This window comes from Xanthomonas populi, from assembly GCF_002940065.1.
Lineage (GTDB): Bacteria > Pseudomonadota > Gammaproteobacteria > Xanthomonadales > Xanthomonadaceae > Xanthomonas > Xanthomonas populi.
Genome location: NZ_MDEJ01000114.1, coordinates 1 through 12,775 on the forward strand (window position 1 = coordinate 1; position 12,775 = coordinate 12,775).

The 12,775-nt window shown below is 64.8% G+C and carries 12 protein-coding genes and 1 pseudogene; 11 read left to right on the forward strand and 2 right to left on the reverse strand.

Annotated features, from left to right (window positions below; translation table 11 throughout):
* The first annotated feature begins 203 nt into the window (after positions 1-203).
* From XpopCFBP1817_RS22200 to XpopCFBP1817_RS15950, 8 genes and pseudogenes are all read left to right on the forward strand, one after another.
* Positions 204-353 carry a winged helix-turn-helix domain-containing protein gene (locus XpopCFBP1817_RS22200; protein WP_244171202.1) on the forward strand — a complete coding sequence of 50 codons (150 nt, stop codon included), beginning with the start codon at positions 204-206 and terminating at the stop codon, positions 351-353.
* A gap of 141 nt (positions 354-494) precedes the next feature.
* A pseudogene (locus tag XpopCFBP1817_RS24080) lies at positions 495-905 on the forward strand (ATP-binding protein); the annotation flags it as partial.
* A gap of 49 nt (positions 906-954) precedes the next feature.
* The gene (locus tag XpopCFBP1817_RS23190; protein WP_244171203.1) at positions 955-1,275 is read left to right on the forward strand and encodes a hypothetical protein; all 321 of its coding nucleotides are present in this window, start codon (positions 955-957) and stop codon (positions 1,273-1,275) included.
* Between the two features lie 68 nt (positions 1,276-1,343).
* Positions 1,344-1,907, forward strand: a complete 564-nt coding sequence (locus tag XpopCFBP1817_RS15940; protein ID WP_244171204.1) for a class I SAM-dependent methyltransferase — start codon at positions 1,344-1,346, stop codon at positions 1,905-1,907.
* Between the two features lie 93 nt (positions 1,908-2,000).
* Positions 2,001-2,165, forward strand: a complete 165-nt coding sequence (locus XpopCFBP1817_RS21645) for a hypothetical protein (RefSeq protein ID WP_208619640.1) — start codon at positions 2,001-2,003, stop codon at positions 2,163-2,165.
* Between the two features lie 17 nt (positions 2,166-2,182).
* Positions 2,183-2,497, forward strand: a complete 315-nt coding sequence (locus XpopCFBP1817_RS15945) for a VTT domain-containing protein (protein WP_128417857.1) — start codon at positions 2,183-2,185, stop codon at positions 2,495-2,497.
* Between the two features lie 374 nt (positions 2,498-2,871).
* Positions 2,872-3,084 carry a hypothetical protein gene (locus XpopCFBP1817_RS21650; RefSeq protein WP_158251314.1) on the forward strand — a complete coding sequence of 71 codons (213 nt, stop codon included), beginning with the start codon at positions 2,872-2,874 and terminating at the stop codon, positions 3,082-3,084.
* A 74-nt stretch (positions 3,085-3,158) separates the two neighbouring features.
* Complete coding sequence (locus tag XpopCFBP1817_RS15950; RefSeq protein WP_158251315.1) at positions 3,159-4,082, forward strand: MlaA family lipoprotein; 924 nt, start codon at positions 3,159-3,161, stop codon at positions 4,080-4,082.
* A 155-nt stretch (positions 4,083-4,237) separates the two neighbouring features.
* Here the strand turns inward: XpopCFBP1817_RS15950 and XpopCFBP1817_RS15955 are convergent, their stop codons facing one another.
* Positions 4,238-5,449, reverse strand: coding sequence for a DNA topoisomerase IB (locus tag XpopCFBP1817_RS15955; protein WP_128417859.1), 1,212 nt, complete (start codon positions 5,447-5,449; stop codon positions 4,238-4,240).
* Positions 5,450-5,670: 221 nt separating this feature from the next.
* Here XpopCFBP1817_RS15955 and XpopCFBP1817_RS15960 point away from each other — a divergent pair, with 221 nt between their 5' ends.
* From XpopCFBP1817_RS15960 to XpopCFBP1817_RS15970, 3 genes are all read left to right on the forward strand, one after another.
* The gene (locus XpopCFBP1817_RS15960; protein ID WP_128417860.1) at positions 5,671-6,051 is read left to right on the forward strand and encodes an I78 family peptidase inhibitor; all 381 of its coding nucleotides are present in this window, start codon (positions 5,671-5,673) and stop codon (positions 6,049-6,051) included.
* A gap of 203 nt (positions 6,052-6,254) precedes the next feature.
* On the forward strand, positions 6,255-10,727 hold the full coding sequence (gene gltB / locus XpopCFBP1817_RS15965; protein ID WP_128417861.1) for a glutamate synthase large subunit: 4,473 nt from the start codon (positions 6,255-6,257) through the stop codon (positions 10,725-10,727).
* Between the two features lie 125 nt (positions 10,728-10,852).
* The gene (locus XpopCFBP1817_RS15970; protein ID WP_128417862.1) at positions 10,853-12,334 is read left to right on the forward strand and encodes an FAD-dependent oxidoreductase; all 1,482 of its coding nucleotides are present in this window, start codon (positions 10,853-10,855) and stop codon (positions 12,332-12,334) included.
* 234 nt (positions 12,335-12,568) lie between these two features.
* On the opposite strand, the gene XpopCFBP1817_RS22205 is transcribed toward XpopCFBP1817_RS15970, so the two are convergent.
* Positions 12,569-12,775: hypothetical protein (locus XpopCFBP1817_RS22205; RefSeq protein WP_208619641.1), on the reverse strand; the 207-nt coding region annotated here is incomplete at its 5' end.

The window sequence follows — 12,775 nt, forward strand, 5'->3', positions numbered from 1 at the left end:
GCTGATTTTTTGAAGGTATGGTCATCATCCAGTGCGTGTCACCACGGCTACGACTTGGTTGTTCGAGGTGCCCTCAATACCTTGCGCGAGCAAGGCAACCTTACCCCGGTGCTGATCCTCACCGCGCCAGGAGCGACGACGTCGTCAACCGGACCGCGACGATCGGCGGCAAGGCGCTGGATCCCTAGCGCCGCGAGCTGCTGGTGCTGGACGCGTTGCGCAAACGTCTCGGACGCAGGGTGCAGCGCGAAACGCTGATGCAGGCGGTATTCTCGATGGACGACGAGGTGCAGCCGAACGCCCTTGAGACCCATGTCTGCCGCTTGCGCAGAAAGTTGTCCGCTGGCGATTAACGTGGTGCGCGGCGTCGGCCACATGTTGAGCGCGCAGTCGTGACGTGCAGCTCACCGCCGTTGCGATGGTGGCCGTTGCATGGCCTGGCCGCTGCGCAAACCGCGATGATTTGCGTGGCCGGGCACGCGTTACGCACACCGATGGCAATCTTGACCACGCGCCTGTCTGCGCTGCCAGCCAGCGCACTCAAAACGCGGTTGCTGCAAGACGCGGTCCGGCTCAGCGCAGTGACCGGCCAATGGTTCGACATCCAACGGCTGGGGGTCCGAAACCATCGTGTTTTCGCGCATGAATCTGGCAAGCATCGCCGAGCGCGTGATACTCGGCCTGGCACCGCTGGCAGTGGCTGCCGGCTACCAGGTGGCTGTCGAAACGATGCACACAGTGTCCCGCTCGATGGCGATCAGGTCTCCATCGAGCGTGCGCTCACCAATCTGATCCAGAATGCGATCCGCTATGGCGGCCGTCAGGGCACGATCACGATCCGGGCTTCGGCAATAACGTTGGTGGAAGTTGCCGATGAAGGGCGCGGTGTGAAGGATTCAGAGCGCGAGCGCATTTTCGAAGCGTTCCATCGCGACAGCAAGCACGGGCGTAGGGTTGGGGCTGGACCTGGTGCAGACCATCATGCGTCACCACGGCAGCAGCGTGATGCTGGTGCCCGACACCGCGCTCGGCGCCTGTTTCCGGCTTGCGATACCGGCCTTTGTACAACGGCCGCGCATTGCATGCAGTCGATCACCTGCGTCTGCGATCACTCACACGTTTGTAGCCAATGACATCCGCAGTGCAGTGACGCCTTGGAAGCGCTGCATCGTCGATGCTGATAAAAATCTGAACTATCGCGACCGATCTGCAGCCAAGACAGGCTCCCGACAGACTCTTGCTTTAGCCTTGTTTTTGCCCAATTGCACATCCTGAAGTGGTGTGCGCAGATGCAGCTTGGCCGAACTCTTTCAACGTTGTGAGGATAGATGGCTCGTTCGTATATGAAGTCGTTTTTTCGCGAATGGATCACCGCACCCTGCTCCGTTGCAGCGATACTCCCCTCCGGTCGCGCACTTGCCTCCATCATCACCTCCGAGCTGTCGGAGCGTACTACCCGGGTCCTCGAACTTGGGCCAGGCACTGGCGTGTTTACCCAGGCGATGATCGACAAAGGTGTGCAGGAAAAGAACCTCGTTCTGCTCGAGTACAATCAGACATTTTCTGCGTTGCTCACGCAGCGCTTTCCGCACGCAAGATTGCTGCAGATGGATGTCTGTGATCTTGAATCGGTGCCTCGCATCGATGGGGCGTACGTCGATGCCGTGGTCTGCGGTCTTGGCCTGTTGAACATGCCGGCACATCAGGTGGCTGCGATTCTGCGCGGCGCCTTCATGCAGTTGAAGCCCGGCGGGCGGCTGTATCTGTTTACCTACGGATGCAAGTGCTCGGTGCCGGCGCATCTTCTCGATGCGCTCGATCTGGAGGCCGTCAAGATCGGGCGCACGTATCGAAACGTTCCGCCAGCGACGACCTATCGCATCCAGCGTCGTACCTACACAAGGTAGAACGCGATGCAGACCAACGATCTGCGCGCGCTTGTCGTGAGCTGCCGCATTCCCGGCGTGCTGGCCCTGTCCTAGCTGGAAAAATTCATTCCCGTGGTGCCGTCCTACCTGATGCTGATGGTGGTCGGCATCACCGCCGGTCGCGTCCCGGCGCTGTTGGCGATGTGGGGCGTCAGCGTGGCAGGGTCGATGCTGGCCTCGGTGAGCTGGTACGAGATTGGCCGTGCGCTGGGCAATGACAGGTGCGCAGCGTGGTGAGCAAGTAGGGTCGGTTCGTGTTCCTGGGCATCGCGACCTATGCGCGCCTGGCGCAGTCCGATCGACACAACGATTGCTGGGTGACGTTGGCGGGCCAGGCGATTCCGTTGGCACGGATCTATCTGGCATTGCCGGCCGGCGTCATCCAGGTGCGATTCTGGACGTTTCTGCTGGCGTCCTTGCTGGGCATTGCAGGCGACAACCTGGTGTTTGTGCTGGTGGGCTTTTCCCTGCGCGGCACCGGGCATGACCCGCTTGTCACCGGCATGCTGATTGCCGCAGCGTTGGTCGCACTGGAATGCTTGGTGTTCTTTTCGATCCGCATGAGCTAGCGCGCGAGATCCAGCAAGGTCTAGTCGGTCGACGGACGCGGACTACTGATCCACGCAACCGCTCGGTTGCTCTGGCGTGAGGCATATCGCCGTGCACCACCGTGGCGAACGCAACGCACACGGCAGACTGCGGCAGCGCATGACGGCGCGTAGCGATCACAGCGTTAGAGGCCGATGTCCTTTCGTGAACGCATCCCTACCAACCGGAACCAATCAAAAAACTCTTAAAACGTGATTCGAGCTTCCTCCTTAGCATCGCCTTCAGCAACCAATGGCTGCACGACAGCCACCTCGCCAAAGCCTCTGCACGGCCCTCTCGCAGACATTCCTGTGGTGCTTTGAGCAACACCCGTGTTACATCTCTGGACCGCGCCATGTCTTTCCAAAGCCCTTTCGTGACACCACGGCAATCGTCTACCGCCAGCAATCGCCAGGCGTGGCACGACTTGCCGGATCTGCAGCAGCACCATTTCCGGCGCCAGCGGCTGAGTCAGCTGCGCTGGATGGCGAGCATCGCCAGCGCGGGAGTGGCGGCGTTGTGGGGTTGCCCACTGGTGTGGCCGTGGCTGTGTCGCTTCAGCGCGTAGAGAACCGCGCAAACGTCGTGGCAGTTGTGTTGGTTGCCCACTCAATGCCTCACTTCACTCCGAAGGATCCTACGATGACGATTTCACGTTACCTTGCTGCAGCTAGCGCTTTGCTATTGCTATCGGCCTGCGCAAGCCGGCCTGCCGCCACACAGGCATCGGCACCCACCACGATCGGCCCACCCATTGGCTCGACGCTGGTCGCGCCACCGTCATCGCAATCCACGCGCGATCCACGCCAGCAACACCAGGTTGTCGGCGATCCTGCTGCGCAGGAAAACACTGGCAGCGCCTTGCCGGCAGCACCGCACTCAGCGCAGACCACCGCAACCACGCAAGCTTCTGATGATGCCAGCACCCGCGCCGAACGAGATGCCCATGCGCTCTACACCACCACACCGGTGCGCGATCCGTGGGAGGGCTACAACCGCAAGATGCAAGGATTCAACCGCGGCGCCGACAAGGTGCTTTTCCGCCCCGTCGCACTGGCCTACGACAAGGTCACGCCCAAGCCGGTCAAGACCGGTATCAGGAACATGTTTGGAAACCTCGGCCAGCCCGGGACCGCAGTCAGCCAAGCGATGCAAGGCCACCCGGTCAAAGCGGCGCAGTCGCTTGGACGCTTCGTGGTGAACAGTACCGTCGGGGTGGCCGGGCTGTTCGATCCGGCCACCCGCTTCGGCATGCCCAAGTACAACGAAGATGTGGGACAGGCGTTCGCCACATGGGGCTGGGACAACTCGCGCTACCTTGTGATGCCGATCCTGGGACCCGGCACCGTGCGTGACACGGTGGGACGTTTTGGCGATCAACAGCTGACGCCGATCAATTACATAGATAGCGCACGCGTCGCCAATTCGCTGATGGGCCTGCAGATCGCCGACGGCCGTGCGCGTATGTTGCCGATGGATGCGGCGCGCCGCGATGCCGTGGACGACTACACCTTTGTGCGCGATGCCTGGGCACAACGGCGCCAGAAGCAGATCGCAGACGAGTGACAGCCTTCAGCGCAACTTCAGCACACCGATGACAAGACAGCGCAGCGCGCGCGGTCGACGATGGGGGTCTGCACGCGGCTCACGCCCGCGTGGCGTGAGCCAGCAGCGTGCTGTCCCCGATCACCTCACCATCAAGATCTCGCCGAACAACAGCATCACGCAGTTTTCTTGCTGCGGCTGAGCGTCGGCTTGGCCGCCTTGCCTGGCTTGCGCGTCTTGCGTTGCTTGCTGCGCGAATCGGTCAAAAAGCGCAGCGTGGCTGCCTCCCATTGCCGCTCGCCGCGCACGCCGGTGGCCATGGCCTGCAGTTCGCCGGCGCGCCAGCCTTCGAACACGCACGGGTCGATGTAAGCCTTGCGACACACCGAGGGCGTGTTGCCCAGCGCATCAGCAACCTCGCGGATGACATCGTTCTGCACCTGGGTCAACGCACGTTCGCTGATGCGCTCGGGTAACGGCAGACGCGCCAGACGTTGCAGTGCGGCCAGCGTGCCGCCCCACGTACGGAAATCCTTGGCGGTGAAATCCTCGCCCATCGCCTCACGCAGATAGTCGTTGACCTCACCCGAATCCACCGGCTGCAATTGACCGTCGTCGTCGCGGTACTGAAACAGCGATTGCCCCGGCAATTGCTGGCATTGGCGAATCAGTTTGACCAGCTGCTTGTCGTCCACTTCGATATCGTGATCCTGGCCGCTCTTGCCGCGGAACTTCAGCCGCGCACGCCCGCCGCGCAGAAATTCCATATGCCGGTTGCGCAAGGTGGTCAGGCCATAGGAACGATTGCTGCGCGCATATTCGGCATTGCCCACGCGCACCAGGGTGTCTGCCAACAACGCCACCACGATCGCCAGTACATTTTCGCGTGGAAATCCGGGTAATACCAGATCGCGGCGCAGCCGTCGGCGTAGTTTTGGCAGCGCCTGGCCGAAGGCGATCACCCGTTCGAACTTGCCTTCGCCACGCACCTGCGCCCACTCGGCGTGATAGCGGTATTGCTTGCGCCTGCGGGCATCGCGCCCGGTGGCCTGCAGATGGCCGTTGGGCTTGGCGCAGATCCATACCTCGGTATAGGCAGGCGGAATAGCCAACGCACGGATGCGCTGCAAGGTGTCTGCATCGGCCACGCGCTGGCCGTCTGCACTGTGGTAACTGAAGCTCTTGCCGGCCTTGCGGCGGCTGATGCCGGGCTGTTGATCGTTGACATAGGTGAGCCCGGCCGCACGCGCGGTGGCCTTGGCCTGTGCAACCGCTGCCGCGCTCGCCACTGGGGCCGTGGCGGCGACCGCACTGGTGGCCAAGGTGGCCAACTTGCCGGCGGCGCTGGCAGTGGCTGCGGCCTTGCGAAGAACACGTTTGGCTTTCATTGCGAACAGGTCCAAAGGCCGATCAGGATTGTCGAGCGCCGCATAGCTAGGCCGCGTCAACGCTGAGCGCGCGAGTGGCAGCAACTGGAGAGGGGGAGGGGCTTGCAGCCCGGATGGTGTGCACCGCCCACACTGCGAGGACAACACCGTGTTGGCATGCGATGCCCGCGAAGCGGTTTTCTGCTTATGCTTGAGTATCCCCCCATGTGCTGGAGTCATCGATGCGCTCTGTCCTGCCTACCGCCCGCCTGGCCTGTCTGTTGGTCGTGCTGGCGGCATTGAGTGCCTGCGGCTCGCCGCAACCGGACGAGCAGGAAGCCGTTTCCGCCAAGGCGCAGCACGCAGCCGAACAAGCCGCTGCGCCGGCACCGGCCGCCGCTCCCGAAGCCCCGCCGATCGGCAGCTGCGATGCGACTCAGGTGCAGTCGATGGTGGGCCAGGCACTGACCGATGCGGTGAGCGAACAGGCCCGCATCGATGCCGGCGCAAAGTCGGTACGCGTGCTCAAACCCGGCCAGATGACCACCATGGAGTTCAACGGCGAGCGGCTCAATCTGGAAGTGGATGCCAAGAACCTGATCGCCTCGGTGCGCTGCGGCTGAGCACCGCTTGGCGCCTGTTTGCGAACGGGCGCCAAGCCAGCTGCCACAAGGCCTTGCAGGCGCCCTTGTTGCAGCTGTAACGGTGTATTGCGGCACCGCAGCAACTGTGGTCTAGTCGATCATCAGGTGACCTCTTCTGAAACGCTCCACGGATCGAGCGCTGCAACGTCGTCGCCGCTCTCCCAGATCGCAAAGAGGCAGACATGGCCCCCCGCACTCGCCAAGGGCTCAACGACGACGGTCTCTACAACCGCGCGCGCGATGAGCGCGACGCCTGTGGTTTTGGCATGGTCGCCCAGTTGGACGACCAACCTTCCCGCTCGCTGGTAGACACCGCGATTGCGGCGCTCTCGCGCATGACACATCGCGGCGGCGTGGCCGCCGACGGGCTTACCGGCGACGGCTGCGGCCTGCTGATCCGCAAACCCGATGCGTTCCTGCGCGGGCTGGCGCGCGATGCCGGCATCCCGGTGGGCACGCGCTACGCGGCCGGCGTGGTGTTCCTGCCGCTGGACGATGCCGATGCCGCCCGATGTCGGGCCGAACTGGAAACCCAGTTGCACACCGCTGGCGTGCACTTTCGCGGCTGGCGCGTGGTGCCCACCGACAACAGCGTATGCGGCCAATTGGCACGCGACACCCTGCCTCGCATCGAACAAGTCTTTGTCGATGCCGGCGCGCAACAGACCGAAGACGGCTTCACCCTGGCGCTGTTTCTGGCGCGCCGGCGCGCCGAGCAGGCGCTGCACGCAGTGGAAAATTTCTACGTCACCACGCTCTCGCCCAACGGCATCAGCTACAAGGGCATGGTGCTGCCGGACAAGCTGAGCACGTTCTACCCGGACCTGCAGCGCAGCGATCTGTCCTCCAGCGCGATCGTGTTCCACCAGCGTTTTTCCACGAATACGCTGCCGCGCTGGCCACTGGCGCATCCGTTCCGGCTGCTCGCCCATAACGGCGAGATCAACACCATCGAAGGCAACCGCCGCTGGGCGCAAGCGCGCAGCAAGGTGTGGCAGACCCCGCGCTTCGATATCGCGCAGTTCGACCCGGTGATCTCCATGCACGGCTCCGATTCGCAGAGCCTGGACAACATGCTCGAGCTGCTGGTCGCCGGTGGCATGGACCTGCTGCAGGCGCTGCGCATCCTGGTGCCGCCGGCCACCCAGTCGCTGGAATTCAAGGACGCCGACCTGGCCGCGTTCTACGAGTTCTACGGCCTCAACACCGAACCGTGGGACGGCCCGGCCGGCATCGTCGCCTGCGACGGCCGCTATGCCGCCTGCATGCTCGATCGCAACGGGCTGCGCCCGGCGCGCTGGATGCTGACCTCCGACCGCCACTTCCTGGTGGCCTCCGAGGCCGGCGTGTGGGAATTGCAGGCCGAGCGCATCACCCGCAAGGGCAAGCTCGGCCCCGGCGAGATGATGGCGATCGATCTCAAGCGCGGCGACCTGCTCGATTCGGACGCCATCGACCGCATCAACCGTGCGCGCGCGCCGTACAAGCAATGGCTGCAGCAGGGCGTGACCTATCTGCAGACCGAGTTGATCGACCCCTCGCTGGTGGAAGAACCCTTCAGCGAACAGACCCTGCGCAGCTACCACAAGCTGTTCCAGCTCAGCACCGAGGAAGTGGAGCAGATCCTGCGCCCGCTGGCCGAGACCGAGCAGGAAGCCACCGGCTCGATGGGCGACGATACCCCGATGGCGGTGCTCAGCCGCCAGACCCGGCCGCTGTACGACTACTTCCGCCAGGCGTTTGCGCAGGTCACCAACCCGCCGATCGACCCGCTGCGCGAAGGCATCGCGATGTCGCTCACCACCCAGCTCGGCAAGGAGACCAACATCTTCCATGCCGGCGCGGAGACGGTGAACCACGTCATCCTCAACTCGCCGGTGCTCAGCCAGCGCAAGCTGCGCCAGCTGCTGAAGATGGAGCAGTACGTCGAGCGCAATCGCCTGATCGACCTGTCCTACAGCGTGGACGAAGGCCTCAAGGCCGGGCTGGAACGCATCTGCCAGGAAGCCGAGACCGCCGCGCGCGCCGGCGCGGTGATGCTGCTGCTGTCGGACCGCTACCCGGTCCCGGACCGGCCGATGGCGCATGCGCTGCTGGCCACCGGCGCGGTGCATCACCACCTGTGCAAGGTGGGGCTGCGTTGCGACGCCAACCTGATCATCGAAACCGGCACCGCGCGCGATGCGCACCACATGGCCTGCCTGCTCGGTTTCGGCGCCACTGCGGTGTACCCGTATCTGGCTTACCAGACGCTGTTCGACCTGGGCCGGCGCGGCATCCTGCAGCTGAGCAAGGGCGGCGAGCAGTCGCAGATCGGCCGCCGGTATCGCAAGGGCATCTACAAGGGCCTGTCGAAGATCATTTCGAAGATGGGCATCTGCACCATCGCCAGTTATCGCGGCGCGCAGTTGTTCGAGATCGTCGGGCTGGACCCGGACGTGGTGGAGCTGTGCTTTGCCGAGACGCCCGCACGCATCGGCGGCGTCAACCTGGCGCGGCTGGACACCGAGGCGCGCGAGCTCACCGCACTCGCCTGGAACGACCAGCTCAAGCCAGAAGTGGGCGGCCTGCTCAAGTACGTGCATGGCGGCGAGTACCACATGTACAACCCCGACGTGGTTATGACGCTGCAGCGCGCCACCCGCACCGGCGATGCCGGCGATTGGCAGAAGTATGTGGATGCGGTGCATGCGCGCCCGGCCTCCACGCTACGCGATCTGGTCCAGCTCAAGCGTGCCGACACCCCGACCCCGTTGGACGAGGTGGCCCCGGCCGCCGATGTGCTGCGTCGCTTCGACACCGCTGCGATCAGCCTGGGCGCGCTGTCGCCCGAGGCGCACGAAGCGCTGGCCATTGCCATGAACCGCCTGGGCGGGCGCAGTAACTCAGGCGAAGGCGGCGAAGACCCGGCCCGCTACGGCACCGAGAAGCGCTCCAAGATCAAGCAGGTCGCTTCGGGCCGTTTCGGCGTGACACCGGAATATCTGGTCAATGCCGAGGTGTTGCAGATCAAGGTCGCGCAGGGCGCCAAGCCCGGCGAAGGCGGTCAGCTGCCCGGCCACAAGGTCAACGAACTGATCGCCCGGCTGCGCTACGCCAAGCCTGGCATCGGCCTGATCAGCCCGCCGCCGCATCACGACATCTATTCGATCGAAGATCTGGCCCAGCTGATCTACGACCTCAAGCAGGTCAACCCCACCGCACTGGTGTCGGTGAAGCTGGTCGCGCATGCCGGCGTTGGCACCATTGCTGCCGGCGTGGTCAAGGCTGGCGCCGATCTGATCACCGTGTCCGGCCACGACGGCGGCACCGGGGCCAGCCCGATCAGCTCGATCCGTTACGCAGGCGTGCCGTGGGAACTGGGCGTGGCCGAGTCGCATCAGGCGCTGGTGGCCAACGACCTGCGCGACCGCACCATCCTGCAGACCGATGGCGGCCTGAAGACCGGCCTGGACGTGGTCAAGGCCGCGCTGCTGGGCGCCGACAGCTTCGGCTTCGGCACCGCGCCGATGATCGTGCTGGGCTGCAAGTACCTGCGCATCTGCCACCTCAACAACTGCGCCACCGGCGTGGCCACTCAGGACGAGCGCCTGCGTGCAAACTACTTCACCGGCCTGCCGGAGCGCGTGGAGCATTTCTTCCGCCTGTTGGCCGAAGAAGTGCGCCAGTGGCTTTCTTACCTGGGCGTGCGTTCGCTGGACGAGATCGTCGGCCGCACCGACCTGCTCGAGCAGCTGGACGTCTCGCCGCGTGCCGGGGTCAAGGTCGATCTCTCGCGCCTGCTCACGCATGCGCGGTACGAGGGCAGCCATTGCGCCGCCCAGCGCCTGTACGAGTCGCCGGACAGCCTGGCCACGCAGATGGATGGCCTGCTGGCCGATGCGATCGCCAACAAGACCGGCGGCGACCATCGCTTCCTGATCCACAACACTGATCGCTCGATCGGCGCGCGCCTGTCCGGGGCCATTGCGCGCGCGCACGGCAACCACGGCATGAGCGATGCGCCGTTGAACCTGCGCTTCCGCGGCACCGCCGGGCAGAGCTTCGGCGCGTTCAACGCCGGCGGCCTGCAACTGGAGCTGGAAGGCGAAGCCAACGACTACGTCGGCAAGGGCATGGCCGGCGGCCGGCTGGTGGTGCGTCCGCCGCGCGGCGGACGCTTCGAGGCCCGCAGCACGCCGATCGTCGGCAACACCTGCCTGTACGGCGCCACCGGCGGCGAGCTGTTCGCGGCCGGCCGCGCGGGCGAGCGCTTTGCGGTGCGCAACTCCGGCGCGCTGGCGGTGGTGGAAGGCGCAGGCGACCACTGCTGCGAATACATGACCGACGGCGTGGTGCTGGTGCTGGGCAAGGTAGGCCTGAACTTCGGCGCCGGCTTCACCGGCGGCCTGGCCTACGTGCTGGATATCGAGCGCGACTTCGTTGATCGCTACAACCACGAGCTGATCGACATCCACCGCGTCTCCGCCGAAGGCTTCGAGAACCATCGCCAGCACCTGCACACCCTGATCAGCCGCCACCGCGAGCTCACCGGCAGCATCTGGGCGCAGCAGATCCTGGACGAGTTCCGCGACTACGTCGGCAAGTTCTGGCTGGTCAAACCCAAGGCCGCCAGCATCGAGTCGCTGACCGAATCGCTGCGGCGCGCCGCCTGAGTGCTTCCCTCTCCCGGCAACGGGAGAGGATTTGGGGATGCGGGCGCTGACGCTCCGTACCCTCATCCGCCCCGTTGGGGCACCTTCTCCCGGTGGGAAAAGGGAATCAGCCACGGATTTCTTCTATGAGCCGCAAGCAAGCCTTCCAATTCCTCGACCTGCCCCGGACCATGCCCACGCGCATTCCGGTGGAGCTGCGCACGTCCGGTGACTGGGGCGAGTTGTACGGCAAGTTCGACAAGGCCGACGCGCAGTATCAGTCCGGCCGTTGCCTGGACTGCGGCAACCCGTATTGCAGCTGGAAATGCCCGGTGCACAACGCCATTCCGCAGTGGCTGCAACTGGTGCAGGAAAACCGCATCGAAGAAGCCGCCGCGCTGTGCCATTCCACCAATCCGTTGCCGGAAGTGTGCGGGCGGGTGTGTCCGCAAGACCGCCTGTGCGAAGGCAGCTGCACGCTGGAGGAATTCGGCGCGGTCACCATCGGTGCGGTGGAAAAATACATCGTCGACACCGCCTTCAAGATGGGCTGGCGCCCGGATCTGGGCAACGTGCAGCCCACCGGCTGGCGGGTGGCGGTGATCGGCGCCGGCCCGGCCGGCCTGTCCTGCGCCGACCGGTTGGTGCGCGCCGGCATCGAGGCGGTGGTCTACGACCGCTACGAGCAGATCGGTGGCCTGCTGCAGTTCGGCATCCCCAGCTTCAAGCTGGACAAGTCGGTGATCGGCAAGCGCCGCGAGATTCTCGAAGGCATGGGCGTGCAGTTCCGCCTGGGCGTGGAAGTGGGCCGCGACGTCAGCATCGAGCAGTTGCTGGGCGAATACGATGCGGTGTTCCTGGGCACCGGCGCGTACCGCTACACCGACGGTGGGCTGGACGGGCAGGATCTGAAGAACGTGCTGCCGGCGCTGCCGTTTCTGGTGCAGAACAGCCGCATCGTCAGCGGTAACGACCCGCACGGCCGGCCGATCGCCGGCTGGGAAGACCAGATGGCGCTGCCCGATCTCAACGGCAAGCGTGTGGTGGTGCTGGGCGGCGGCGACACCGGCATGGACTGCGTGCGCAGTGCGATCCGTCTGGGCGCGGCCAAGGTCACCTGCGCATATCGGCGCGACGAGGCCAGCATGCCGGGCTCGGCGCGCGAAGTGGCCAACGCGCGCGAGGAAGGCGTGCGCTTTTTGTTCAACCGTCAGCCGCTGTCGATCGAATCCGGCGCCGACGACGAGGCGATCGGCGTGACCGTGGTGGAAACCCGCTTGAGCGAACCCGATGCCAGCGGCCGCCGCAACGCGGTGCCGGTGGAAGGCAGCGAATCGCTGCTGGAAGCGGACGTGGTGATCATCGCGTTCGGCTTCTCGCCGACGCTGCCGGATTGGCTGGCATCGCAAGGCGTGGAAGCCGGCAGCAACGGCCGCATCGTCGCCCCAGCCGACGGCGACGGCCGCCTGCCCTATCAGACCAGTAACCCACGGTTGTTCGCCGGCGGCGACTGTGTGCGCGGGGCGGATCTGGTGGTGACTGCGGTGGCCGAAGGCCGCGACGCGGCAGGCAGCATCGTGCAGTTGCTGGGCGCCAAGGCGCAGGTCAAGGAACCAGCAGCGGCCTGAGGGCTTACCAGCGCGTGGGCGACGCGCGCACCACTGGTGCCGGCTCGCGTGTGGGCAACCCGCACGCTGCGTAAGCGGCTATGCCCGCATCTCGCACCTCGATGCAGTGCATCCACAACGACACGCAACGCCGACCAGGTGCGACACCACCGTTGCCGCTCGCACCGATACGGCAGCGCGCGTGGATCAGGGCACAACACCTCAACGCCGCCGACCGATGCGCACGCGCTCCCCCTATATCGGCGGCTGCAAACTCAAGCGGCCATCGTCGCGCAAGGCGCCCGCAGCCAAGCATGAGCTTGCGATCAGCGCACACCCATGCCTGCATTTATCTGCAGCCTCGACGATTGCACCGTTCAAATATAGGGCACCTCGAACAACCAAGTCGTAGCCGTGGTGACACGCACTGGATGATGACCATACCTTCAAAAAATCAGCGAT

Bases quoted from the DNA above. Each gene is read 5' to 3' on its own strand.
- XpopCFBP1817_RS15960 (WP_128417860.1), top strand. From the start codon at position 5,671: ATGCGCTCTGTCCTGCCTACCGCCCGCCTGGCCTGTCTGTTGGTCGTG.
- gltB (WP_128417861.1), top strand. From the start codon at position 6,255: ATGGCCCCCCGCACTCGCCAAGGGCTCAACGACGACGGTCTCTACAAC.
- XpopCFBP1817_RS15955 (WP_128417859.1), bottom strand. From the start codon at position 5,449: ATGAAAGCCAAACGTGTTCTTCGCAAGGCCGCAGCCACTGCCAGCGCC.
- XpopCFBP1817_RS15950 (WP_158251315.1), top strand. From the start codon at position 3,159: ATGACGATTTCACGTTACCTTGCTGCAGCTAGCGCTTTGCTATTGCTA.
- XpopCFBP1817_RS21650 (WP_158251314.1), top strand. From the start codon at position 2,872: ATGTCTTTCCAAAGCCCTTTCGTGACACCACGGCAATCGTCTACCGCC.
- XpopCFBP1817_RS15940 (WP_244171204.1), top strand. From the start codon at position 1,344: ATGAAGTCGTTTTTTCGCGAATGGATCACCGCACCCTGCTCCGTTGCA.
- XpopCFBP1817_RS15970 (WP_128417862.1), top strand. From the start codon at position 10,853: ATGAGCCGCAAGCAAGCCTTCCAATTCCTCGACCTGCCCCGGACCATG.